This window comes from Kutzneria sp. CA-103260 (genome assembly GCF_018263855.1).
Lineage (GTDB): Bacteria > Actinomycetota > Actinomycetes > Mycobacteriales > Pseudonocardiaceae > Kutzneria.
The window spans coordinates 5,011,906-5,034,616 of the sequence record NZ_CP073318.1 but is presented as its reverse complement, the minus strand read 5'-3'; the positions used below and the strand labels follow the sequence as shown (position 1 = coordinate 5,034,616).

Genomic DNA, 22,711 nt, shown 5'->3' with positions numbered 1-22,711 from the left:
GCTACTCCTCGCCGACCGCAACGACATCCGCCGGGTCCAGGGGCGACTTGGCAAAGGCCGTGTGAGGTATCACGAAACTCGGCGTCGGCTCGGCCCAGAGCCTGCCGTCACGGTCGACAAAACAGCGGTGGTCCTCGTAGTGGTCTTTGTCGTCGGCGAAAACCAGTCCGTAGCGGCACCTGCCGCATAACCACACCTGCCGCTCCACCCGCCTGTGCCGTTTGCGACAGCTTCGCTCGCTGTGGCCCCGATAGGTGCGGAACTCGAACGCCACCCGGCAGTGGAGACACACGTTGACCCAATAGGTGGGCGAGACCTGGTCGAACTGCAATCCGCGCAGTATCCCCTCGTGCTCGCTCGTGTTGAGCAGCATCAGGCGGAGGAGTCGGGCTGGTCGCATGCTCCTCACCACCCGACGCAGGGAACGGTACGGGGTCCGAGGGTACAAGCGGGTGACGGCGGGGCATGGAGTCCAACGACGGGGCCAACCCGATCGGAGCAGTGTCAGTCGGCCCAGGTGAGGCGGGCGGCGGCGATGGCGCGGCGGGGGTCGGACGGGGGGAGGAGGAGCTGGGCGCGGGTGTGGATCTCGGCGTCGTGGGGGTGGAGCTCGCCGAAGCGGAGGGCGTGCTCGGGGTCGCCGGACCGGAGGACCGCCTGGCGGACGGCGACGGAGATGTGTTCACGCCAGGTCTCGATGCCGGGGGCGGTGGAGGTCGGCAGCAGGGGACCGTTGTAGAGGCGGACGGCGCCGGTGACGTCGCCGGCCCGGAGCAGGCGGAGGACTTCGACGGCGTCGCAGGCGATGGACTCGGTGAGCACGTAGCGGCGGTTGCTGACGGAGCCGTGCAAAGCGCTGCGCAGCTGGGAAACCTGCGCCTTGAGGGTGGCGGCGGCGACGTCGCGTTCGCCGAAGAGGGCGTCCCGGAGCTGCTCGGGGGAGAGGCCGCGAGGATGGTGCAGGGCCAGCAGGGTGAGGATCTCCAACTGCCGGGGCCGAAGGGACAGGAGCTGGCCGCGGTGGTGGGCGACGGCGTCGCCGAGGCACTGGAGTCGGAGCCCGGTGACCGGGGCCTCGCTGACGCGGGCCTCGATGGCGGACACCAGGGTGCGCACGGTGGACATGGCCAACGGGTGCGAGCGGTCCCAGGTGCTGGACAGGTCGAGCACGCCGAGGACGTTGCCGTGCTGGTCGTGGATGGGTGCGCAGTAGCAGACCCAGCCGTGCAGGGCGTGCACGAGATGTTCGGCGGAGAAGACGCGGTTGGCCCGGTCGGTCCGAAGGGCCAGGGACAGCGCGTTGGTGCCCATGGACGGCTCGTTCCAGCAGCCGCCGGGCGCGAAGTTGACCTGCTCGGCCCGCCGCCGCATCACCCGGCCGCCGCACGTCCACATGATCGTGCCGGACTCGTCGGTGACGGCGGCGATGAACTGGGCGTCGTCGGCGATGCTGCGCAGCTCGTCGGCCAGTTCCAGCACGGGCTCCCGCAGCGGGGAGGCGGCCCACCGCTCGGACAGGTCCCCGCCCGCCACCGCCGGCGCGGAGTCCCGTTCGGGATCCACGGTCGGCCGGGACCGGGACCACGAGGCCAGCACCTCGTCCCGGGTGTCGCCGGCGGCGGTGCCGGCCATCCATTCGGCCCAGTTGCGTTCCAGCTCGGACCTCCGCCTGCGCAGCGCGCTGGACGGTGCCATACCCCGATACTGCCTGATCAAGACGAAGGACGCACCAGGCAAGCCCGGTGCGTCCTTCGGGAGAACCAACGTCAGCGAACGGTGTGCTCCGCGAGGGCGGGGGCGAAGCCGTTGGCGAAGTTGCCGTCGGCCTCAGCGACCTCGGCCGCCGAGGGGATGGCGTTCTTGCAGGCGGTGCCCGGGCCGTGGCCGGACATCACCTCGGAGCAGGGGCCGGTGTAGTCGTCGGCCAGGCCGAGGTTGTGGCCGAACTCGTGGGTGATGATGCGCGTCGGGTCGAAGCCCTGGGCGACCTGCTGGCGGTCGATGTAGATCTGCCCGTGGCCGTGCCCGTCGGTGGTGGTGTAGGAACCGCCGCCGTTGACCTCGTGCAGGGTGATGGTGGCGCTGCCGCCGGACACCAGCTGCACGTTCTTCAGCCTGGTGTCCCAGTTCTTCACGGCCTGCACCACCTGGGCCGAGTAGTGCGTGATCCCGCTCGCGTTGTAGTGCAGGGTAACCACGGTCGGCGCCGCGTCCGCGGGCGCGGCGACAGCGATGCCGGCCAACGGGAGCAGGGCGGCGGCGAGGCCGAGGGTCAAACGTCGAAGCATCTCGTCACTCCTCTGGCGAAGACGTGCGGTCAGGGTGGCAGCACGGAATGTGACGCAGCCACCTGCGATCGTCGGGCCGAATTCACGGTTGACCCGGGTAATTTGCTGACCATGAACCTCCCCGAGGAACTGTCGCTGGCCGTCGACGGACCGGTGGCCACGCTGACCATCGACCGCCAGGCCAAGCGCAACGCCTTCGCGCTGCGGATGTGGCAGGCGATCCCGGAGGTGGTGAGCGCGGTCGAGGACGACGGCGCGGTGCGGGTGCTGGTCATCCGCGGCGCCGGTGACGGCCCGTTCTCGGCCGGCGCGGACATCGCCGAGTTCCAGACGGTGCGCAAGGGGGAGGAGGCCGCGGCCGCCTACTCGGAGGTGGTGCACGCGGCGGAGCGGGCGTTGGCAACGATGTCAAAGCCGTCGGTGGCGCTGATCCAGGGCTGGTGTGTGGGCGGCGGCTGCGAGTTGGCACTGGCTTGCGACATCCGGATCGCCGACGATACGGCCCGGTTCGGCATCACGCCGTCGAAACTGGGCGTTGTGTATCATCAAATGTCCACGGCCCGGGTGGTGGAGACGGTCGGCCCGGCGTGGGCCCGCTACATCCTGTTCACCGGCGAGCTGCTGGATGCTGAGGTGGCGCTGCGCATCGGCCTCGTGCACGAGGTGCACCCGGTGGACCAGGCAGCGGCCAAGGCCTATGCGCTCGCGGAGACACTGGCCAAGCGAGCACCGATCACATTGGCCGGGGCCAAGCAGTTGATCGCCCGCGCCGCCGCCGGCCAGGCCGCCGACGACGAGTGGTCGCACCGCTGGTACCGCGCCTCCTACGCCAGCCGCGACTACGCGGAGGGTGTCGCCGCCTTTGTGGACAAGCGCCAGCCCGACTTCACCACGATCCTCTGGCCCAAGCTCGACGAGGACGGCGCACCGGCCTGATCTTCGTCATGAAGGGCCCCATCCTGACGCTCAACGTCAGGATGGGGCCCTTCATGACAGAAAAGGTAGATCAGGTGGTGGTGGCGTCGAGGGGGTGGGAGTCGAAGAAGGACCACATGATCTCGTTCGGGTCGATCTTCGGCAGGCTGTAGCCCTTGGCCATCGCGCCGGCCACGCCCGGCCACGAGTGCCGCTGCCCGGTCACCGTGTACAGCACCACCTGCCGGCCGCCCTGGCAGCCGTTGTACGTGGTGCTCATGACACCGTTGACAACCTGCTGCGTGACGCCCTTGCCGCAGTGGTCGGCGGTGGCCCAGCGCTGCGCGGCGGCCGGCACGCCGTAGGACCAGTAGAGCTGCTTGCTGCCGTTGTACGGATTGGTCCCGTCCGAGGTGCCGTGGAAGGACAGCACCGACTGCGGCCGGTTCAGCTTGCAGTTGGTGGGCAGGCGCAGCCCGGACATCGGCGCGATCGCGGCGACCTCAGTGGACAGTTCGCAGCCGATCTGGGAGGCCATCCGCGCCCCGCCGGAGAAGCCGGTGACGTAGATCCGCTTCTGGTCCGCGCACAGGGACTTGCTCATGGTGGCGATGGTGTCCCGGATGAACTGCACGTCGTTGGGCGCGCCCGAGGGCACCGGCCGGCCGTTCATCAGCGGCACGCCCGGCACGTTCCAGGCGAAGCCGTGCGACTTGCCGGCGATGAACGGAATGCCGGCCTGCGGCGCGACGACCGCGAAGCCGTGTTTGTCCGCGGTGGCCGCGATGTTCGACCCGGAGATCTGCTGCAGCGGGGTGCTGCCGCTGCCGTGCAGGTCCAGCACCATCGGGATGGGCTTGCCCGGCATCCGGCCGTGCGGGTAGTAGACGACCACGGTGCGCCGCAGGTCGCCGGACATCACGTGCTGGGTGCTCAGGCCGGCCGGCACCTCGGGCGTCTTGCACGCGCCCTGCGCGGCGGCCATGGCCTGCGGCTTCGGCGAGGAACCCTCGACTACACTGGCGACGCCCGCGCCACAGGCGGAGGCGGTCAACGCGACCAGGAGCGAGCCCAGAGCGAGCCCGTATCTGCGACGCGTGGCGGCGGCGGTGGTCATCGGCGGTTCCCTTTGCGGCGGCGGGGCCGACGGCGTCGTCGACGGTCGGCCCCTAATCTACGTTAAGAACTTCCTGAATTTTCCCTGTAGACGTGTTATCCGCCGGTGGGGTTGCAGGCGTTTCACTTGACAACGTTGTCATCGGGGTCGAAGTGGTCAGGACCACACCGTGCGCGGGTGCAGCAGGTCGGCCAGGCCGATCCGCTCGTAGAAGTCCGAGCGCAGCCGGTCGGCCACCGCGTTGACGACCTCGGCGCCGTCCTGCGACGGGTCGATGTGGGTGCGCAGCGGGCGCTTGCCGTACGGGGTGTCGACCACGCGGACCACGGCCCGGGCCACCTCGGCCGGGTCGGCGTCGGTCGGCTCCAGCTCGGTTAGCTTGGCGGTGACCTGCTCATTGAGGCCGGCGTAGAACTCCTCGTAGGCCTTGGCCGTCTCGGTGTCGGCCGGCTGGCCGGCGTTGGCGAAGTGGTTGGTGCCGCCGGTGAAGGCGCCGGGCACGATCAGCGAGGTCTCGATGCCGAACCGGGCCAGCTCGACGGCGTAGCTCAGGGCCAGCGAGTCCATGGCCGCCTTGGCCGCGAAGTACGGCGCGAGGTAGGGCGGCGTGCCGGCGCGGGCCGAGCTGCTGCTGCTGTTCCACACCACCAGACCCTTGCGGGCGGCCCGCATGTGCGGCAGCACGGCGCGGTTGACGCGCTGCGAGCCGAGCACGTTGGAGTCGTAGATCTGGGCCAGCTGCTCGGGCGTGAAGGCCTCGGCCGGGCCCAGGGTCATGTGGCCGACGTTGTGGAACAGCACGTCGATGCGGCCCTCCTCCTCGATGATCCGCGCCACCGCGGCGTCCACCGAGGCCTGGTCGGCCACGTCCATCTCGACCGCCCGGATCCGCACGCCGTTGTCCGCGGCGTACTGCTTGATCTGGGCGACCTTGTCGGCGTTGCGGCCGGCGGTGGCCCGCATCCCGGCGTACACGGTGTGGCCGGCGTCGGCCAGGCGGTGCGCGCTCATCCAGCCGAAGCCGCTCGACGCGCCGGTGACAACAACGATCTGGCTCTCGCTCATCGTCCTCGCTCCTCGGTTCGTTTGTGGACGTTGTGTACATATAAGCACTCGTGGAGACACTGTGTCCATATCTCTGGTTGTGACGGCGGTCACGACAAAAGCGGCCGGCCGCGCGGTGCGCGGCCGGCCGCTGGATCAGCCGATGGGGGTCAGCCCACGTGGACCGCGGGGCGGAGCTCCGGATCGGGTTCGGCGCGGCGGAGCACCTCGCGGGTCACCGGGGGCACGTCGCCGGCGCCGGAGAACAGGTAGTGGAAGAGGAACAGGAACGGATTGCCCTCGGCCCAGGCGAAGTAGACGTGCGGCACGACGCCGGTCTCGTCGCGGATCTTGAGCAGGATGGCGGCGATGGCGTTGGGCACGGTGGGGCTGTTGACCTTGAGGATCTGGTAGCCGAAGCGCTCCTCGCCGTGCACCGACAGCTCGGTGGTGAAGTCCGAGGCGTCGCCGATGGTGATCTCCAGGAACATCACCGGGGAGCCGGCCGGGATGTGGTTGTCCTCCCGCTGCTCCCGTTCCTTGTCCACGTACTCCTGCTCGTCACGGGCGTCGGGCTCGTTGGCGATGAGCTGGATCTGCCCGGCGGCGGCGTGTTCGGCGATCAGGCGCCGGGCGGTGTCGTCGAAGTCGACCTGGGTGAAGCGCAGCTCCAGGGAGCGGGTGGCCCGCGAGACGAACGACGTGACGATGATGGCCACGATGAAGAACGCCGCGATCCGCACGCCGTCGGGGCGTTCGATGACGTTGACGACGGTGGTGTACGCGAACACGGCGGTGATCACACCGAAGCCCACGGTGGCGGCCCGCTGTCGCTTGCGCAGCGCGGAGAGCATCACGGCGAGCGCGGCCGACGAGATCAGCACCAGCACGCCGGTGGCGTAGGCGCCGCCCTGGGCGTCCACATCGGCCTGGAAGATCACCGTGATGCCGAAGGCGATCGCCAGGAACACCAGCACCAGCGGGCGGTTGGCGCGCACCCAGTCCGGCGCCATGCCGTAGCGGGGCAGGTAGCGCGGCACGATGTTGAGCAGCCCGGCCATCGCCGACGCGCCGGCGAACCACAGGATGCCGATGGTGCTGATGTCGTACACGGTGCCGAAGGCGCTGCCCAGGTACTCGTGCGCGAGGAAGGCCAGCGCCCGGCCGTTGGCCTCGCCGCCGGGCCGGAACTCCGCCTGCGGGATCAGCACCGAGGTGATCACCGAGGACGAGATCAGGAACACGCTCATCACCACGGCGGCGGTGGTGAGCAGCTTGCGGGTGTTGCGGATCCGCCCCTCGGGCCGGGCGGCGGTGTCCCCGGCGGCCCCGCGCACCTGAGGCATCACCGCGACGCCGGTCTCGAAGCCGGACAGGCCCAGCGCCAGCTTGGGGAACACCAGCAGTGCCACGCCGATCATCAGCCACGGGTTGTGGTACTGGCCGACGAGCAGGCCCTCCCAGTCCAGCACCAGCTTCGGCGACTCGAAGACGTGCACGAGGGACACCACGACGACCACGACGTTCAGCGCCAGATAGGCGCCGACCAGCGCGACCGCGATGCCGATGGCCTCGCTGAAGCCCTTGAGGAACACCGCGCCCAGGGCGGCCAGCAGCACCAGCGTGACCAGCACCTGCTGGCCGTGCAGGAAACTCGGGAAGAACGGGTTCTCGATGGCGTGCGCGGAGGCGTCGGCGGCCGACAGCGTCATGGTGATGACGAAGTCGGTGGCCACGAAGCCCAGCAGCACCAGGACGAGCAGCTTGCCCTTCCACTTGGGCAGCAGCTTCTCCAGCATGGCGATGGAGCCCTGCCCGTTCGGGCTCTCCCGGGCCACCCGCCGGTACACCGGCAGCGCGCCGGCCAGCGTCAGGGCCACCAGCACCAGGGTGGCCACCGGCGACAGCACGCCGGCGGCCAGCGCGGCGATGCCCGGCTGGTAGCCCAGCGTGGAGTAGTAGTCCACGCCGGTCAGGCACATCACCTTCCACCACGGCTGGCTGGGGTGCTCGGGCGCGGCCTGCTTGGACGTCTGCGGCGGCTGGTCGAGCAGCCACCGGCCGAGTCGTTTGCGGGTCTGGTCGCCGGTGTTCGGGGTCACGTCGGTGGTCGTGGCCAAGGTGGTGCTCTCCCCAGAGTGATCGTGCCTGCTGCCGGCGCCAGCGTACGGATCTTTCGGACGGATCGTCGGCAGGGGGTTTGCGGTGGTCGCCGACCCGTGGGGCCGGGTTTGTGGGTCTTGGAGACCCACACCGGTGCTTTACCTGTCGTTGCCCAACCCTTGTCGGTACGTTGACGCGGATTTCGCGCCGAGGGGCTTGGGTGAGGCGCTGCCCGATTCGTCCCACCCAGATCGATTGATGATGTCAGGAGCTCCAGACCATGAGCAGAACGCGGATCGCCGGGATCGCGCTGTCGGTGGCCGCGGCCGTCGCGGTGACGGCCATCCCGGCCGCGAGCGCACCGCAGGCCGAGCAGACCCAGGGTGGCGCGAGCCAGCCGATCGTGATCGGCCACCGGGGCGCGTCCGGCTACCGGCCCGAGCACACGCTGGCCTCCTACGAGCTGGCCGCCCGGATGGGCGCCGACTACGTGGAGCCGGATCTGGTGTCCACCAAGGACGGTGTGCTGGTGGCCCGGCACGAGCCGGAGATCGGCGGCACCACCGACGTGGCGCTGCACCCGGAGTTCGGCGGCCGCAAGACCACCAAGCTGCTCGACGGCGTGCCGGTGACCGGCTGGTTCACCACCGACTTCACACTGGCCGAGTTGAAGACCCTGCGCGCGGTGGAGCGGCTGCCCGGCGTCCGCCAGCGCAACACGGTCTACGACCGCCGTTTCCAGGTCCCGACCTTCCAGGAGATCATCGACCTGGTGCAGCGACTCGATCGCGAACTGCACCGGGACATCGGCATCTACCCGGAGACCAAGCACCCCACCTTCTTCAAGAACCTCGGCCTCCAGATCGAGCCGAAGTTGGTCGACGCCCTCAACCGCAACGGCCTGAACCGCCCGGGGGCCAAGGTCTTCGTGCAGTCCTTCGAGGTGTCCAACCTCAAGCAGCTGCACCGCCAGCTGCGGGTGCCGCTGATCCAGCTGACCGAGGCCACCGGCCAGCCCTACGACTTCACGGTCAGCGGCGACAGGCGGACGTACGCGGACATCACCTCGGCAGCCGGCATGCGGGAGATCGCCACCTACGCGCAGGGCGTCGGCCCGGACAAGAACCAGATCATCCCGCGTGACGCCACCGATCACCTGGGCCGGCCGACCTCGTTCGTCAAGGACGCGCACGCGGCCCGCCTCAAGGTGCACCCGTACACGTTCCGGCCGGAGAACGTGTTCCTGCCGGCGGACTTCCGCTCCGCAGCCGACCCGAACGCCTACGGGAACCTGTTCGGCGAGATCGAGACCTACCTGCGGGCCGGCGTCGACGGCTTCTTCACCGACACGGCCGACATCGGCATCGTGGCCCGCGACGAGTTCCTGAAGGGGTAGGCGCGGAGAGGCTGGAGCCCCTGTCCGGGGGGTTGGCAAGGGCTCCAGCGGTCGCCTGCCACCAGGGGGGATTGGCGGCGCGGCTGCGGGCCAGCTTAGGGCGTCGAGGATCGGCCCGGGACGGTAATGGCCAAATCAGTTGGTGGTTGAGAGCAACTGGGCTAGGGCGGCGTCCACACCGTCCCCGCTCTGCACCGAGGACAGGCTGCCGCCGGTGTCCTGCGCGATGGCGCTGAGCTGGTCGTGGTCGGTGTTCGGGCCGACCGCGATGATGTTGACCGGCACCGGCCGTTTGGCGTCCTTGAGCTGGCCCAGCTGGGTGTGCAGCTGGTCGAGGGTCAGGCCGCCGTCGTTGCGGCCGGCCACCACCACGACCACCCGGTTGTGCTTGCCGTTCTGGTAGTTGGCCAGCACCGACTGGTACACCGCCAGCACGCTGCTGTAGAGCTGGCTGCCGCTGGCCGGGTTGAGCTTGCCGATGCCGGTGTGCAGCTGGTCGATGCTCTGGTCGATCCGCACCACCGGCACCAGCTGCTTGTACGGCTTGTCGCCGTCCAGCCCGGCCGCGTACGCCCACAGCCCCATCGATCCGGACACGGCCCGGTTGACCTCGCCGGTCAACGCGCCGCGCACCGCGTTCACGCCGGACGCGCCCATCGCCGGCGAGGTGTCCACCAGCACCGACAGCACCTCGTTGCCGACCGCGGCCGCGGTCCAGCTGGCCGAGATGTCCTGGGTGGTGGTGGCGTCGGCCGGCACCAGGGTCTGGGTGAGCGCCGGCCAGCGCATGCCGACGGCGTCGGTCGGATGGTCCGGCGTGGATCCCTCCCGCAGCCCGGCGGCGGCGAACAGCTTCTGCTGCGCCGGCTGCCGCACGAAGTCGCGGAACTGCTGGGCCGCCTTGTTCTGCGTCTGGTTGATCCAGCTGCCCGACAGCGTCACGAACGGGAAGTCGGCGGCCGGGCTCGCGCCGCCCATGCCCACCTCGTACAGCGGCTTGTCCGGCTTGGGCGCGCCGTCCTTGCCCAGGTTGCGCCGGTACAGGTCGACCTCGGTCACCGGCACCGCGCTGTAGCTGGCGGTGCCGATGTCGGCCGCCTTGGCCAGGCCGTCCAGCGCGTCCAGGGTGTCGGCCGGCGCGCCGGAGGCCCGGGAGTTGGCCAGCTTGGTGATCAGGTCCTTGACGCCCTGCTGGGCCAGCATGTCGGTGGTCACCGGGCCGACGCCCTGCGCGGTCGCGCCGGCCAGCGCCGACTGGATGGCCAGCGCGCTGGCCGGGTTGGTGGCCGGGTCCGGCACCGCGAGCCGGAACTTGCCCCACTGCGGCTTGCCGTAGCCGGCCCAGCCGTTCGCGGCCGAGGTCAGCGCGGGCAGGTCGGTCCACTGCACGAGGTTGCCGCTGGCCAGCGCGTCCGCGCCGGGCTGCTGGGTGGCCAGCACCACCGGGCTGGTGGCGATGGACTGCGGGGCCGTGCTGACCAGGGAGTTGTTCTGCGCGGTCAGCCGGTTGGCCCACAGCGTGGAGTCCGGCAGCCAGGCCGCGGGCGGCGCGCCCAGCTTGCTGTCGTCCCACTGGCCGGTGAGGCCGGCCAGCACGGTCTGCGAGTCCACCGACTGCACTTCCAGCCGGACACAGGCGTCGTCGACCACCGGGGTGGTGTCGGTCCAGCGTTGGGCCGCGTCCCGCACCGGCTCGGCGATGCTCGGCGTGACGGCCACCCGCAGCACCACCTGGCCGTCCGAACAGCCGTTGGCCTCGGCCGCGGCCCGCCGCTCCAGCACACCGCCCAGCCACGTCCAGGCCACCCAGCCGAGCAACAGCAACACGACCAGGCCGGTGATCGCGACCGGCCACTTGGCCATGCCGCGCCGGACCCTCGTCACCAGCGCGCGGTGTCGAGCCATCACGTCCCTCTCCGAGCCCCAGGAGTCCCTATCGGGCCAAGGTGACTTACAGGGTGTTACGTCAGCGTGTTGATCGCGGCAGATTGTGCCCTAGCGGCCGGCGGCGCGGTGCCTGTTCGGCCCAACCGGGGGGGTACCGAGGGTCACCTTCCGGACACGTGTGTGCCGTCCCGGACCGTGCCGACATACTCCTCGACCAGGTCCTCCAACGCCACCACACCCAACTGCTGCCCGTCGGCGTCCACCGCGCGGGCCAGATGGCTCTGGGCCCGGCGCAGGGCGGCTAAAGCGTCGTCCAGGCGGGCGTCGGCCGGCAGCTCCGGCAGGCCGCGCACCCGCTCCCGCGGCACCGGCGTCGACGGCGGCCGGTCGGCCAGGTCCAGCACGTCCTTCACGTGCAGGTAGCCGGCCAGCCGGTGGTCCGAGCCGCGCAGCGGGAAGCGGGAGAACCCGGTGGCCGCCACCGCCGCCTCCACGTCGCCGAGTGTCGGCTCGGCCGGCACCGTGGTCAACCGGTCCAGCGGCACCAACACGTCCTTGACGGTCCGGGTCGTCGACGACAGCGTCTTGGCCAGCCGCCGGTGCTCCGGCTCGTCCAGCAGGCCCTCCTGGCGGGACTCGCCCAGCAGGGAGGCCAGCTCGTCCGGGGTGTAGGCGCCCTCCAACTCGTCCTTCGGCTCCACCTTGATCAGCCGCAGCAGCGCCTGCGAGATCACCGTGAACGCGGTCAGCAGCGGCCGGGTCAGCCGGCAGAACGCGAAGTGCACCGGCACCAGCCACAGCGCCGCCCGCTCCGGGCCGGCGATGGTCAGGTTCTTCGGCACCATCTCGCCGATCACCGTGTGGCAGAAGGACACCAGCAGCAGCGCGAGCACCAGGCCGATGGCGTGCACCACCGCGTCCGGCACGCCCAGCGGAGCCAGCGGCGCCTCCAGCAGGCCGGCCACCGTCGGCTCGGCCAGCGCGCCCAGCGCCAGCGAGCACACGGTCACGCCCAGCTGCGCGCCGGCGATCAGCAGCGGCAGCTGCTGCCCGGCCCGGATCACCGTGCGGGCCCGGTTCTGCCCCTGCCGGGCCAGCTGCTCCAGCCGGTCCCGGCGGGCGGTGATGATGGCGAACTCGGCGCCGACGAAGAAGCCGTTGCCCAGCAACAAGAAAAGTGTCAGAGCGAGCGCGAGGCCGTCGTTCACGACGACACCCCGATCCGGCCGGCCTCCGGCGCGTCCGCGCTCGTGCCGACGGCCTCGCCCACCTTGGCCACCCGCAGCTCGGCCACCCGGTGCCGGTCCATCGCCATCACGGTGATCCGCCAGCCGTCCACCCGAAGTTCGTCTCCCACCGAAGGAATCACGCCCAGCCGGGTCAGCACCAGGCCGGCCAGGGTCTCGTAGTCGCCGTCGGGCATCCGGAAGCCGGTGGCCTCCGCCACCTCGTCGGCCCGCAGCAGCCCGGACACCATCCAGCTGGCCTTGCCCAGCGGCCGGACCGGGGCGGCCTCGCCGCGGTCGTGCTCGTCGCGGACGTCGCCGATGATCTCCTCGACCAGGTCCTCCATGGTGACGATGCCGGCGGTGCCGCCGTACTCGTCGACCACGATGGCGATCTGCAGCCCCGAGCCGAGCCGCTCCAGCAGCGCGTCGGCCTCCAGGCTCTCCGGCACGGTCGGCACCGGCCGGATCAGCGCGGACACCGGGGTGCTGGCCCGCTGCGCGGCGGGCACGCTGAACGACTGCTTCACGTGCACCACCCCGCGCACGTCGTCGAGGTCGCCGTCGTGCACGAGGAACCGGGAGAACCCGGTGCGCCGGGCGGCGTCGATCAGGTCGAGCACGGTGTCGTCGCCGCGCAGCGCCTCCACCTGCACCCGGGGCGTCATGAGCTCGTCGGCGGTCCGGTCGCCGAACCGCAGCGACCGGTCCAGCAGCGTCGCGGTGCCCTGGTCGAGGGTGCCGTGCGCGGCGCTGGACCGGACCAGCGACCCCAGCTCCTGGGGCGACCGGGCCGACCGCAGTTCCTCGGCCGGCTCCACGCCGAAGCGCCGCACGATCCAGTTCGCGGTGCCGTTGAGCACGGTGATCGGGGCCTTGCAGGCCCGCGAGAACGCGTACTGGAAGCCGGCCACGGCGCGTGCGGTCGGCAGCGGCCGGGCGATCGCCAGGTTCTTGGGCACCAGCTCGCCGAGCACCACCGACAGCGCGGACGCCAGCAGCAGCGCCACCACCGCGCCGATCGCCTCGGTCGCGCCGCTGGGCACGCCCAGCGCCGCCAGCGGTGTCTCGATCAGGTCGGCCAGCGCCGGCTCGGCCAGAAAACCGGTGACCAGGGTGGCCAGGGTGATGCCCAGCTGGGCGCCGGAGAGCTGGAACGACAGCGAGCGGTGCGCCTTCTGCACGGCCCGCGCCCGGGCGTCGCCGACGTGGGCGACATGGGTGTCGACCTGGCTGCGTTCCAGCGTGGTCAGGGAGAACTCCGCCATCACGAACACGGCGTTGGCCAGCGTCAGGGCCAGCACGGCGAGCAGGCAGAGGAGGTCGAAGAGGTATCCGGTCATCGGGAACTCACGCCCGGGACCGGGTCGGTATCGCAGCCGGGGCTTTCCCCCGGCTCACTACTGTGGCCAGGTGACCGCGCGTCAGGCACGGAGACAGTCACTCCTCAGATGGTGAACAACGTGACACTTCGGGATCCAGTGTAAGGGCTGCGTATATGCGCCGGCCGGACATCCACGTGTCCGTGACCGTGATGTCGCCGAGCGGCGTGTGCTCCGGGTCACCGCTCAGACACACCAAGTCCGCACGCCGGCCCACGGCGAGCTCGCCCCACTCGTGCTCGGCCCGCGCCTGCCACGCCACACCGGCGGTCTGCGCGGCGATGGCCTGCGCCACATCGAGCCGTTCGCCCGGCAGCCACTCCCGGCTCGTGGCCACGCGCAGGCCTTCGAGCGGATCAGCCGGGCTGACCGGCCAGTCGCTGCCGAAGGCCAACCGCGTGCCCAACCGGGCCAGCGTCGCGAACGGATACTGCCGCTCGGCCCGTTCCGGGCCGAGCCGGGGAATGGTCAGCTCGGTCATCACCGCGTCGGTCTGCGCCCACTGCGGCTGCACGGTCGCGATCACGCCCAGCTCCGCGAACCGCGGCCGGTCGGCCGGATCCACCACCTGCGCGTGGGCGATCACCGGCCGGCGGTCCCAGGCCGGATTGGCCCCCTGGGCCCGTTCGACGGCGTCCAGCGCGGCCCGCACCGCCGCATCGCCGATGGCGTGCACATGGATCTGGAACCGCTCCGCGTCGAACGCCGTGACAGCCTCGGCCAACTCCGCCGGCGACCACACCGGCATCCCGTGCGAATGCGGCACATCCAGGTACGGATCGAGCATCGACGCCGTACCGCTCTCGACCACTCCATCGGCGAAGAACTTCACGGTGCGGGCGGTGACCAGGTCTCGGCCATAGCGTCGGCAGCGCTCCCGATTGTCGGCGAAGGCCGAGATCTGGCCCCGCCACCGGTCGGGATCGGCCCGCTGAGCCAGATCCGCCCGGAACAACAGCCGATCCTGTTCCACCGCAAGGAGATACGCGTCCACCAACGCCGGTTCGACCCACGCGTCCTGCACCCACGTGACCCCGACCGACGCGTACACCCGCCCGGCTTCCGCAAGCGCCTCGACCAGGTCCTCGGTCGAGCGCTGCGGAACCAGGTCCAGCACGAGATCGCAGGCGTGCCACTCCAGCAACGTGCCCAGCGGGCTGCCGTCGGGCCGCCGCAGAATCCGCCCCAGCCGAGGATCGGGCGTGTCGGCCGAGATCCCGGCCCGTCGCAGCGCAACGCTGTTGCACCACACGGCGTGGTAGTCACGGGACCGCAGCGCCACCGGCCGATCCGGCGCCGCCGCGTCCAGCCAGCGCGCGTCGAACGCCCCGTCCGGGGCCAGCGCCGGGTCGTAGCTGGCGGCGACGATCCAGCCGTCGCCGGGATTCTCCGCGGCCCACCGGCCGATCTCGACCACCACATCGTCCACAGTGGACTTGTCGGTGATCGCCGGCCCCTGCCGCTCCAGCCCGCCCAGCACCGGATGGGCGTGCCCGTCGCCGAAGGCCGGCGACAAGGTGCCCGCCAGCTCCATCACCTCGGCGGCGTCCAGCGCCTCGGCCTCCGGCCCCACGGCCACGATCCGGTTGCCGGCGATGGCCACCGACTGCTTGGCGGTCCGCAGCAGGATCAACGGCCGCGAGTGCTTTCCCGCAGCACGACCTGGGCCGCGATGCGCACCGTGCGCGGCTCGCCGCTCGGGTGGTCGCTCAGCGCCATGTGCGCCGCCCGCGCGCCCATCTCCTCCAGCGGCAGCCGGACGGTGGTCAGCGTGGGGGAGACGTCCCGCAGCGTCGGGATGTCGTCGAAGCCGGCCACCGAGATGTCGTCCGGCACCCGGATCCCGGCCGCCCGCATCGCCGCCATCGCGCCCAGCGCCATCACGTCGTTCACGGCGAACACGCAGGTCGCGTCGGTGCCCTCGGCCAGCAGCTCGGTCACCGTGTCGTAGCCGGCGTCCCGGGTGAACCCACCGTACCGAATGGACTTGTCGGACAGCTCCACCCCGGACTCGGCCAGGCCGGCGCGGAAACCCGCCACCCGGTCCCGGCTGGTCAGCAGTTCCTCCGGCCCGCCGAGCACCACGAACTCGCGGTGCCCCAGCCCGGCCAGCGCCACCGCGAGCGCCTTCGCGCCGGCCCTGTTGGCCGGCACCACCGTGTCCACCGGCAGCTTGGCCTGCGACACGCACGCCACCCGGCCGCCCTGGTCGGTGAAGGCGGAGATCTCCTCGGCCAGCCGCGCCGTGGCCGACCGCTTCGTGGTCCGGCTGCCGATCATCACCACCGCCTTGGCCCGGTGGGCCCGCAGCGTGGACAGCAGTTCCCGCTCCCGGTCCGAGCTGCGCGCGGTCGTGCCCAGCACGACGACCAGGCCGGCGTCCTCGGCCACCCGGGTGACGCCGGCGGCGATGCTGGAGAAGTAGGGGTCGGTGATGTCGTGCACCACCAGGCCGACCAGCGAGCTGCTGTTGCGCGCCAACGCCTGCGCCGAGGCGTTGGGCAGGTAGCCCAGCGAGTCGGCGCTGGCCAGCACGCGGTCCCGCAGCGGGTCGCTGACCTGGCGGGTGCTGCCGTTGATCACCCGCGACGCCGTGGCCAGCGACACCCCGGCGTGCTGGGCCACCTCGGCCAGCGTGGTCTGCCGTCCAGGCACCGGCCCACCTTCCCTTCGCCCGACTGAACAGCGACAGTACCGGTGAGCTGTGCGGCAGTCGTGCTAGCGTCCCCGGCTTGTCGCGCCCGCGGTTCGTCTTGTCACGCGGCTGAGCGCGTCGACGGTGGCCTTGATCGCCGGCCGACGACTCGTGCGCTCCCGCCACACCGCGTACAGCCGGCGGGTCGGCACCGGCTCCAGCCGCACCGCGACCACGCCGTCGGGCAGCGGGGCGCGGCCCAGCCGGGGCATCAGGGCCACGCCGACGCCGGCCCGCAGGAACTCCAATTGCGTTTGGTACTCGGAAACCAGGTAGCCCACCACCGGCTCGTGGCCGGTGGTGCGGACCGTCCGGACCAGCCAGTCGTGGCAGATCGACCCGGGCGGCTGGCACAGCCACTGCTCACCGACGAGGTCCGCCGCCGTCACCCACTCGCGGTCGGCCAGCCGGTGTCCGGCCGGCACCAGCAGGTCGGCGACGTCCTCGCCGATCGGGTGGCGGGTCAGGTCGTCGGGGACGGCCAGCGGGGCGGTCTCCCAGTCGTGCACCACGGCCACGTCGACATCACCCCGCTCCACCGCGGTCACCGCGTTCGGCGGGTCGATCTCCAACACGGTGACGTCCAGCGCCGGATGCTCGGCCGCCAGCTCGACGACCACCGGCGGCAGCAGGCCGCGGCAGGCCGTCGGGAACGCGCCGAGGGCCACCTTGCCGACCGGTCGGCCACGCTGCTCCTCCAGCTGGATCTCCGCCTGCTCAACGAGTTTCAGCACCTCGGCCGCGGTGCCGGCCAGCACTTGGGCGGCGTCGGTCAGCACCACGCCGCGGCCGCGCTTCTCCAGCAGCGTGGTCCGGGTCTCCCGCTCCAGCTTGTTCAGCTGCTGCGAGATCGCCGAGGGCGTGAAGCCGAGCGCCGTCGCGGCCCCGTTCACCGAGCCGTACACCGCGACCGCGTGCAGCGCCCGCAGCCGAGCCAGGTCAATCATGTAGCCATGCTAAACCGAACCGTGAAGGACAATTCGCTGGTGCTTAACTGACCGTGCGCCGAGGCTGGTCCCCGTGCAGCCACGTCACCTCCTGGCGGCCCTGGTCGTCGCCGTCATCTGGGGAATCAACTTCATCGCCATCGACATCGGCCTGGAGACCTTCCCGCCGCTGTTGCTCACCGCCCTGCGGTTCACCGCCGCCGCCGTGCCCGCGGTGTTCTTCGTCGGCCGGCCCGGCGTGCCGTGGCGGTGGGTGCTCAGCGTCGGCCTGGCCATCGGCGCGCTCCAGTTCGGGCTGCTGTTCCTGGGTATCCACCTCGGCATGCCGCCCGGGCTGTCCTCGCTGGTCGTGCAGGCCCAGGCTGTGTTCACGATGGCCTTCGCCGCGGTGCTGCTGGGGGAGCGGCCGGGGCGGTGGCAGCTGGCCGGCATGGCCGTCGCGCTCGGCGGCATCGTCCTGGTCGCGGTGGACTACGGGCAGGGCAGCCCGCTGCCGGCGTTCCTGCTGGTGCTCGGCTCGGCCGTCGGGTGGGCGCTGGGCAACGTCGCCACCCGCAAGGCCGCGCCGCCGGACGCCTTCCGGTTCATGGTGTGGGTCAGCGCGGTGCCGCCGCTGCCCATGCTGGCCCTGTCGTTGCTGGTCGAAGGCATTGGCCCGGACCTTCGGGCGCTGGCCCGTCCGAGCGTGCCGGCGCTGCTTTCCGTCGGCTACGTCGCGTGGCTGGCCACCCTGGTCGGTTACGGCTTGTGGGGCATGCTCATTCGGCGCTATGGCGCAACCGCCGTTGCTCCTTACTCTCTGCTCGTGCCCGTGTTCGGAATGTCATCCTCGGCGCTGTTTCTGCATGAGGAAATGTCCGGACTCAAGATCGCCGCAGCCGCCCTGGTGATCGCCGGTGTGGCCCTGACCTCGGTGTTCTCCCCGAAAGCGACAGGGTCTCACCAGGCCTCGGCGGTCAACCGCTATGGTGCGCCTCACGACGTTCGGTAAACACCGATCTCACTGTCAGTGCACCATGGGAGGTAGTGGGTTGAGCGCCACCGTTGAGAGCGCGAAGCCGCCTCAAAAGGGTTTCTTCGGGCACCCCGCCGCTCTCGGACCGCTGTTCTTCACCGAGTTCTGGGAACGCGTCTCCTACTACGGGATGCGCGCGATCCTGCTGTTCTTCATGTACAGCAAGCTCAGCGACGGCGGCCTGGGCCTGGATCCGACACTGGCCAAGAGCCTGATGTCGATCTACGGCGCGAGTGTGTTCATGTCGGGCGTGCTGGGCGGCTGGCTGGCCGACCGGATCCTCGGCTCACGCCGGGCCGTGCTCTACGGCGGCGTGCTGATCATGTTCGGGCACATCGCGCTGTCGTTCCCCTCGGGCGTGGCCGCGCTGTACGTGTCGATGCTGCTGATCACCATCGGCACCGGCCTGCTCAAGCCCAACATCTCCAACATGGTCGGCGGCCTCTACGACGAGAAGGACCGCCGCCGCGACGCCGGCTTCTCGATCTTCTACATGAGCACCAACCTCGGCGCCGTGGTCGCGCCGCTGCTGGTCGGCACGCTCGGCCAGCAGGTCAGCTACCACCTCGGCTTCTCGGTGGCCGCGGTCGGCATGTTCCTGGCCCTGGTGATCTACGTCTTCGGCCGCAAGCGGCTGGCCGCCGTCGGCGACGCGCCCAGCAACCCGCTCACCGCCGAGGAACGCGGCAAGGTCTTCGGCCGCATCGCCATCGGCGCCGTGGTCGTGGTCGTGCTGTTCGTGATCGTCCTGCTGGCCGGGCTGTTCACCGTCAAGCTCGTGATCAACGTGATCAGCGCGCTCGGCCTCATCCTGCCGGCGCTGTACTTCATCACGATGATCCGCAGCAACCGGGTCAGCTCGGTGGAGCGGTCCCGGGTGATCGCCTACATCCCGCTGTTCATCGCGTCCCTGTTCTTCTGGATGATCGAGGAGCAGGGCTCGGTCGTGCTGGCCGACTACGCCGACAACCGAACCGACCTGCACATCGGCGGCCTGCCGCTGCTGGCGTCGTGGTTCCAGACGCTCAACCCCGGCTTCATCGTCGTGTTCGCGCCGCTGTTCGCGCTGCTGTGGACCAAGCTCGGCAGCCGCCAGCCGTCCACGCCGGTGAAGTTCTCCCTCGGCCTCGGCCTGGCCGGCCTGTCCTACCTGCTGATGATCCTGCCCGCCGCGCTGTACGGCCCGGACGCCAAGGTCAGCCCGTTCTGGCTGGTGGGCAGCTTCTTCATCGTCATCATCGGCGAGCTGTGCCTGTCCCCGGTCGGCCTGTCCGCCACGACCCGCCTGGCCCCCAAGGCCTTCGGCGCCCAGATGATGAGCCTGTGGTTCCTGTCCGACGCCGCCGCCCAGGGCATCAGCGCCCAGATCGTGCCGTTCGCCACGCCGCAGACGGAGATCCCGTACTTCGGCATCGTCGGCGGTGTGACCGTGGTGCTGGCCATCGGCCTGCTGTTCCTGGCCCCGGCCATCTCCCGCAAGATGCAGGGCGTCGACTGAGTTCTTGCCGCGCGTTCCGCGCGGGGCGAGGTCGCTCGTGACCGGTCTCTTCCCTTGGCTCAGCTCGATCGATGGACAGACTCGATCGAGCTGAGCCCGCGGTCCAGAGACCGGCGCGACCTCGCGACTCCGCAGTCAGCGGCTCAAGTCCTCTTAGGACGGCAGCGCCCTCGATCCGTCACGGCGGCGGGGTGGCGGATCGAGGAGCGCTGCTTCCAGAGTGCATGAAAATCCGGGAAATGCCGCACAGCATGACCCGAAAGGGTGGGTGATACCCATCTCTTTGACCGTGGGTGGTCAGCCGATCGCCGCCGGGTGACGAGCGGTGACGCGCACCGGCAGGTGCAGCGGCCCCCGCACGGCCCGGCTGGGGTGGCGTCGCACGGTGCCGCCGACGCGGAGGTCGGGGAACCGGCGGAACAGGGCCCGCAGGGCGATGGCTCCCTCCATCCGGGCCAGCCCGGCGCCGAGGCAGTAGTGCACGCCGGAGGAGAACGTCAGGTGCTCCCGGGCGTTGGGGCGATCCGGGTCGAAGCGGTGCGGATCGCCGAACACGGCGGGATCCCGGTTGGCGGCGGCGGTGAGCAGCACGATGACCCGGCCGGTGGGCACGGGCCGGCCGGCCAGTCGGGCCTGGCCGCCGGGCAGGGCCATCCGGGCGGTGTACTGGATCGGCGGATCGAGCCGCAGGATCTCCTCGACGATGGTGTCCGTCGCGCTGGGATCGTCCACGAGTCGTTGCCGCACAGCGGGATTGGCCAGCATCGCCAGCACGCCGTTGCCGATCAGGTTGACCGTGGTCTCGAAGCCGGCGGCCAGCAGCAGCCCGGCGGTGGCCAGCAGGTCGTCCTCGGCCATGCTGCCGTCGGCCAGCATCCGCCCGATCACGTCGTCGTTCGGCTCCGCACGATGCTCGGCGATCCGCTCGGCCAGGAAGGCGTTGAGCTCCCGCAGCGTGGCCCGCCACTCGCGAACCTGGGCCATGCTGCCCATGCCGTCGATGGACGTGGCCAGCACGGTGCCCCAGTGGATCATCCGCCGGTGCTCGGCGTCGGGCACGCCCAGCAGGTCGCAGATGATCTTGATGGGCACCCGGGCGGCGAACTCGCCGACCAGGTCGAACTCCTCGCGGCCGGCCAACTGGTCCAGGAAGTCGTCGACCACGGCCTCGATGCGGGCCCGCCGGTCGTGCATGGCCCGCGGCGTGAACAGCGGCGACACCACGTGCCGCAGCCGGCCGTGGTCGGGCGGATCGCGGAACAGGAACGAGTCGGAGAGCGGGTCGACCATGCCGCCGACCTTCGGGTCGGGCTGGCCGACCTCGGCGTTCGGGGCGACACCGTACGCCGGGTCGCGCAGCACGGCGTTGCACAGCTCGTAGTCGGTGACCAGCAGCATGCCGAGCTTGCTGGGCACCACCTTGCCCAGCGCCCGGATTCGCTCGTAGAGCGGATACGGGTCGATGGACTGGAACGGGCGGATCAGCATCGCGCCGGGATCGCGCCGCAGCCGGAACGCGCCCAGCACGGCCTTGCCCACCAGGATGGACGTCGCCAGTCGTCGGTCGGACATGGTGTTCTCCTCACCCGCGTCGACGACGCATTTCTACCACCGGCTTGACCCGTGCCCGTCAGGCGGTGAGAATCTTGGCGAGTAAGAGATTAGGGGGTGGGCGTCATGTCGCTGCCCGAGCCGGCGCGGTTCGACGCTGCTGCGTTCGACGCGTCTGGGACGGCCGTGCCGCTGCGGCTGTCCAACGACGACCGCGAGCACGCGGTGGAACAGCTCAACCGGGCCGTCGCCGACGGCCGCCTGACCTGGACCGAACACGCCGAGCGGGTCGAGGCCGTCTACGCCGCGCGGGTGACCGGCGACCTGCGGCCGCTGCTGGCCGACCTGGGCTCGGCCGACCTGGCGCCGCTGTCCAACACCGTCACCGAGGTCAGCGCGGTCCTCAGCAAGATCGTCCGGGTGCCGGACACCAGCCGCCGCATCCACGCCCGCTCGCTGTTCGGCGCGGTGGTGCTCAACCTGGTCTCGGTGCCGCCCGGCCAGGAGATCGAGGTCCAGGTGGACGCCTTCTGCGGCAAGGTGCAGCTGATGGTCGCCGACGACGCCACCGTGATCGACGACGGCGCGGCCGTCCTCGGCAAGCGCGCCGTCTACGGCGAGCAGGACGGCCGCAACGGGCCGCTGATCCGGCTCACCGGCACCGTGAAGTTGGGCAACCTCAAGGTGTTCCGGGTCTGAGCTCGGCCGCCACCTCGGACACGAGCGCGCGTGCCCACACGTGCGCCGGGTCCGAGTTCAGCCGTGGGTGCCAGACCATGCCGTAGGGGAACGGCGCGGCCAGTTCCGCCGGCGCTTCCACGAATCGCACCGAGTCGTCGCCGCGGCGGGCCTCAGCCCCTCGCCGCGGCACCAGCGCGACCAACCGGGTGCCCGGAAGGGCGGCGAACGCCGCCTCGAAGTACGGCACGCTGTGCCTTTGCCGCGCGTTCCGCGCGGGGCTCGGCCCCTTCGGGGGCCGATGCCTCGCCCTTGCCGGATTTAGCCCGCCGCATCCGGCTCGGGTGGGTGGGCGCGTCGGGTGGCGGCGGCCGAAATCCGGCGTGCGGGCGAAGCATCGGCGGGGCCTCGCGGTCTTCTTCGTTAGCGATCCAGTCAGACCGCGCCGGCGGCTCAATCACACGCGCCGAACCCGGCCGTGCTCGATCTCCTCGTACGTGCGTGGGCTGAGCGGCTCGACCGTCAGCGACAGGTGCGGCGCCTGCTCGAACAGCCGGGGGAACAGGCGGGTGCCGATCACCGTGACGGCGTAGTCGGTGCAGTTGACCCGGATCGCGTCGGTCGAGGTCGCCGGGTCGAACTCGCCGCCGCGGACCAGGGCGCGCAGCCGGGGCAGGATGAACTCCAGCTCCTGCTGGATGGCCCGGGCGCGGGGCGTCAGCTCGTACCCTTGGGCGGTCCGGACCAGCAGCTCGTCGCCGAAGGTCTCGCGCAGCCGGCTGAGCGTGCGGCTCATCGCCGACTGGCTGAGGTGGAAGCGCGCCGCCGCCCGGGACACGTGCCGCTCCTCGAGCAGGACATCGAGCGCCTTGAGCAGGTTGAGGTCGGCGTTCTCGATGTTCACGGTCACCCGCCTCTATGACGCGATCGACGTTCTCGATCTTGATCGGAGAACAATCATCGGTGGCC

General features: G+C 70.9%; 20 protein-coding genes. 5 read left to right on the top strand and 15 right to left on the bottom strand.

The window, feature by feature from the left end:
• Position 1: 1 nt before the first annotated feature.
• The 3 genes from JJ691_RS21725 to JJ691_RS21715 all read right to left on the bottom strand — a co-directional run bounded on the left by JJ691_RS21725 (position 2) and on the right by JJ691_RS21715 (position 2,288).
• Positions 2 to 373, bottom strand: a complete 372-nt coding sequence (locus JJ691_RS21725) for a hypothetical protein (RefSeq protein WP_211770553.1) — start codon at positions 371 to 373, stop codon at positions 2 to 4.
• 131 nt (positions 374 to 504) lie between these two features.
• Entirely contained in the window at positions 505 to 1,695 is a 1,191-nt protein-coding gene (locus JJ691_RS21720) for a winged helix-turn-helix domain-containing protein (protein WP_249228104.1), read from the bottom strand.
• Positions 1,696 to 1,766: 71 nt separating this feature from the next.
• On the bottom strand, positions 1,767 to 2,288 hold the full coding sequence (locus tag JJ691_RS21715; protein ID WP_211770552.1) for a snapalysin family zinc-dependent metalloprotease: 522 nt from the start codon (positions 2,286 to 2,288) through the stop codon (positions 1,767 to 1,769).
• 111 nt (positions 2,289 to 2,399) lie between these two features.
• Between JJ691_RS21715 and JJ691_RS21710 the strand changes: the two genes are divergently transcribed.
• Positions 2,400 to 3,224: an enoyl-CoA hydratase/isomerase family protein gene (locus JJ691_RS21710; RefSeq protein ID WP_211770551.1), complete on the top strand. Its 825-nt coding sequence runs from the start codon at positions 2,400 to 2,402 to the stop codon at positions 3,222 to 3,224.
• 70 nt (positions 3,225 to 3,294) lie between these two features.
• Here JJ691_RS21710 and JJ691_RS21705 read toward each other — a convergent pair whose 3' ends face one another.
• From JJ691_RS21705 to JJ691_RS21695, 3 genes are all read right to left on the bottom strand, one after another.
• Positions 3,295 to 4,320 (bottom strand): alpha/beta hydrolase family esterase, encoded by a 1,026-nt coding sequence (locus tag JJ691_RS21705; RefSeq protein WP_211770550.1) that lies wholly within the window; start codon positions 4,318 to 4,320, stop codon positions 3,295 to 3,297.
• 156 nt (positions 4,321 to 4,476) lie between these two features.
• Positions 4,477 to 5,385, bottom strand: coding sequence for an SDR family oxidoreductase (locus tag JJ691_RS21700; RefSeq protein ID WP_211770549.1), 909 nt, complete (start codon positions 5,383 to 5,385; stop codon positions 4,477 to 4,479).
• A gap of 149 nt (positions 5,386 to 5,534) precedes the next feature.
• On the bottom strand, positions 5,535 to 7,484 hold the full coding sequence (locus JJ691_RS21695) for an amino acid transporter (RefSeq protein ID WP_249228103.1): 1,950 nt from the start codon (positions 7,482 to 7,484) through the stop codon (positions 5,535 to 5,537).
• A 263-nt stretch (positions 7,485 to 7,747) separates the two neighbouring features.
• On the opposite strand from JJ691_RS21695, the gene JJ691_RS21690 reads away from it, so the two are divergent.
• On the top strand, positions 7,748 to 8,863 hold the full coding sequence (locus JJ691_RS21690; protein ID WP_211770548.1) for a glycerophosphodiester phosphodiesterase: 1,116 nt from the start codon (positions 7,748 to 7,750) through the stop codon (positions 8,861 to 8,863).
• 135 nt (positions 8,864 to 8,998) lie between these two features.
• Here the strand turns inward: JJ691_RS21690 and JJ691_RS21685 are convergent, their stop codons facing one another.
• The 6 genes from JJ691_RS21685 to JJ691_RS21660 all read right to left on the bottom strand — a co-directional run bounded on the left by JJ691_RS21685 (position 8,999) and on the right by JJ691_RS21660 (position 17,000).
• On the bottom strand, positions 8,999 to 10,768 hold the full coding sequence (locus tag JJ691_RS21685) for a substrate-binding domain-containing protein (protein WP_211770547.1): 1,770 nt from the start codon (positions 10,766 to 10,768) through the stop codon (positions 8,999 to 9,001).
• 143 nt (positions 10,769 to 10,911) lie between these two features.
• Positions 10,912 to 11,958, bottom strand: coding sequence for a hemolysin family protein (locus JJ691_RS21680; protein WP_211770546.1), 1,047 nt, complete (start codon positions 11,956 to 11,958; stop codon positions 10,912 to 10,914).
• The gene (locus JJ691_RS21675; RefSeq protein WP_211770545.1) at positions 11,955 to 13,319 is read right to left on the bottom strand and encodes a hemolysin family protein; all 1,365 of its coding nucleotides are present in this window, start codon (positions 13,317 to 13,319) and stop codon (positions 11,955 to 11,957) included. The genes JJ691_RS21680 and JJ691_RS21675 overlap by 4 nt, the downstream gene beginning before the upstream one ends.
• Before the next feature lie 97 nt (positions 13,320 to 13,416).
• Complete coding sequence (locus JJ691_RS21670; RefSeq protein WP_211770544.1) at positions 13,417 to 14,991, bottom strand: amidohydrolase; 1,575 nt, start codon at positions 14,989 to 14,991, stop codon at positions 13,417 to 13,419.
• Positions 14,988 to 16,013 carry a LacI family DNA-binding transcriptional regulator gene (locus JJ691_RS21665; RefSeq protein ID WP_211770543.1) on the bottom strand — a complete coding sequence of 342 codons (1,026 nt, stop codon included), beginning with the start codon at positions 16,011 to 16,013 and terminating at the stop codon, positions 14,988 to 14,990. The genes JJ691_RS21670 and JJ691_RS21665 overlap by 4 nt, the downstream gene beginning before the upstream one ends.
• Before the next feature lie 63 nt (positions 16,014 to 16,076).
• Positions 16,077 to 17,000 (bottom strand): LysR family transcriptional regulator, encoded by a 924-nt coding sequence (locus tag JJ691_RS21660; protein ID WP_211770542.1) that lies wholly within the window; start codon positions 16,998 to 17,000, stop codon positions 16,077 to 16,079.
• A gap of 73 nt (positions 17,001 to 17,073) precedes the next feature.
• On the opposite strand from JJ691_RS21660, the gene JJ691_RS21655 reads away from it, so the two are divergent.
• Both JJ691_RS21655 and JJ691_RS21650 read left to right on the top strand, forming a co-directional pair.
• Positions 17,074 to 17,991 (top strand): EamA family transporter, encoded by a 918-nt coding sequence (locus JJ691_RS21655; protein ID WP_211770541.1) that lies wholly within the window; start codon positions 17,074 to 17,076, stop codon positions 17,989 to 17,991.
• A gap of 40 nt (positions 17,992 to 18,031) precedes the next feature.
• A complete protein-coding gene (locus JJ691_RS21650; protein ID WP_249228102.1) occupies positions 18,032 to 19,513 on the top strand; it encodes a peptide MFS transporter in 1,482 nt (493 codons plus the stop codon).
• A 297-nt stretch (positions 19,514 to 19,810) separates the two neighbouring features.
• Here the strand turns inward: JJ691_RS21650 and JJ691_RS21645 are convergent, their stop codons facing one another.
• Positions 19,811 to 21,085 (bottom strand): cytochrome P450, encoded by a 1,275-nt coding sequence (locus JJ691_RS21645; RefSeq protein ID WP_211770539.1) that lies wholly within the window; start codon positions 21,083 to 21,085, stop codon positions 19,811 to 19,813.
• 105 nt (positions 21,086 to 21,190) lie between these two features.
• Here JJ691_RS21645 and JJ691_RS21640 point away from each other — a divergent pair, with 105 nt between their 5' ends.
• Positions 21,191 to 21,763 (top strand): DUF1707 SHOCT-like domain-containing protein, encoded by a 573-nt coding sequence (locus JJ691_RS21640; protein WP_211770538.1) that lies wholly within the window; start codon positions 21,191 to 21,193, stop codon positions 21,761 to 21,763.
• On the opposite strand, the gene JJ691_RS21635 is transcribed toward JJ691_RS21640, so the two are convergent.
• Both JJ691_RS21635 and JJ691_RS53075 read right to left on the bottom strand, forming a co-directional pair.
• Positions 21,744 to 21,992, bottom strand: a complete 249-nt coding sequence (locus JJ691_RS21635; protein WP_211770537.1) for a hypothetical protein — start codon at positions 21,990 to 21,992, stop codon at positions 21,744 to 21,746. The genes JJ691_RS21640 and JJ691_RS21635 overlap by 20 nt on opposite strands.
• Positions 21,993 to 22,199: 207 nt before the next feature.
• Positions 22,200 to 22,652: a LysR family transcriptional regulator gene (locus tag JJ691_RS53075; protein WP_305875097.1), complete on the bottom strand. Its 453-nt coding sequence runs from the start codon at positions 22,650 to 22,652 to the stop codon at positions 22,200 to 22,202.
• Positions 22,653 to 22,711 lie beyond the last annotated feature (59 nt).

Excerpts from the sequence above, each read along its gene's own strand:
- JJ691_RS21725 (WP_211770553.1), bottom strand. The coding sequence starts at position 373 with ATGCTGCTCAACACGAGCGAGCACGAGGGGATACTGCGCGGATTGCAG.
- JJ691_RS21720 (WP_249228104.1), bottom strand. The coding sequence starts at position 1,695 with ATGGCACCGTCCAGCGCGCTGCGCAGGCGGAGGTCCGAGCTGGAACGC.
- JJ691_RS21715 (WP_211770552.1), bottom strand. The coding sequence starts at position 2,288 with ATGCTTCGACGTTTGACCCTCGGCCTCGCCGCCGCCCTGCTCCCGTTG.
- JJ691_RS21710 (WP_211770551.1), top strand. The coding sequence starts at position 2,400 with ATGAACCTCCCCGAGGAACTGTCGCTGGCCGTCGACGGACCGGTGGCC.
- JJ691_RS21705 (WP_211770550.1), bottom strand. The coding sequence starts at position 4,320 with ATGACCACCGCCGCCGCCACGCGTCGCAGATACGGGCTCGCTCTGGGC.
- JJ691_RS21700 (WP_211770549.1), bottom strand. The coding sequence starts at position 5,385 with ATGAGCGAGAGCCAGATCGTTGTTGTCACCGGCGCGTCGAGCGGCTTC.
- JJ691_RS21690 (WP_211770548.1), top strand. The coding sequence starts at position 7,748 with ATGAGCAGAACGCGGATCGCCGGGATCGCGCTGTCGGTGGCCGCGGCC.
- JJ691_RS21685 (WP_211770547.1), bottom strand. The coding sequence starts at position 10,768 with ATGGCTCGACACCGCGCGCTGGTGACGAGGGTCCGGCGCGGCATGGCC.
- JJ691_RS21675 (WP_211770545.1), bottom strand. The coding sequence starts at position 13,319 with ATGACCGGATACCTCTTCGACCTCCTCTGCCTGCTCGCCGTGCTGGCC.
- JJ691_RS21660 (WP_211770542.1), bottom strand. The coding sequence starts at position 17,000 with ATGATTGACCTGGCTCGGCTGCGGGCGCTGCACGCGGTCGCGGTGTAC.
- JJ691_RS21645 (WP_211770539.1), bottom strand. The coding sequence starts at position 21,085 with ATGTCCGACCGACGACTGGCGACGTCCATCCTGGTGGGCAAGGCCGTG.
- JJ691_RS21640 (WP_211770538.1), top strand. The coding sequence starts at position 21,191 with ATGTCGCTGCCCGAGCCGGCGCGGTTCGACGCTGCTGCGTTCGACGCG.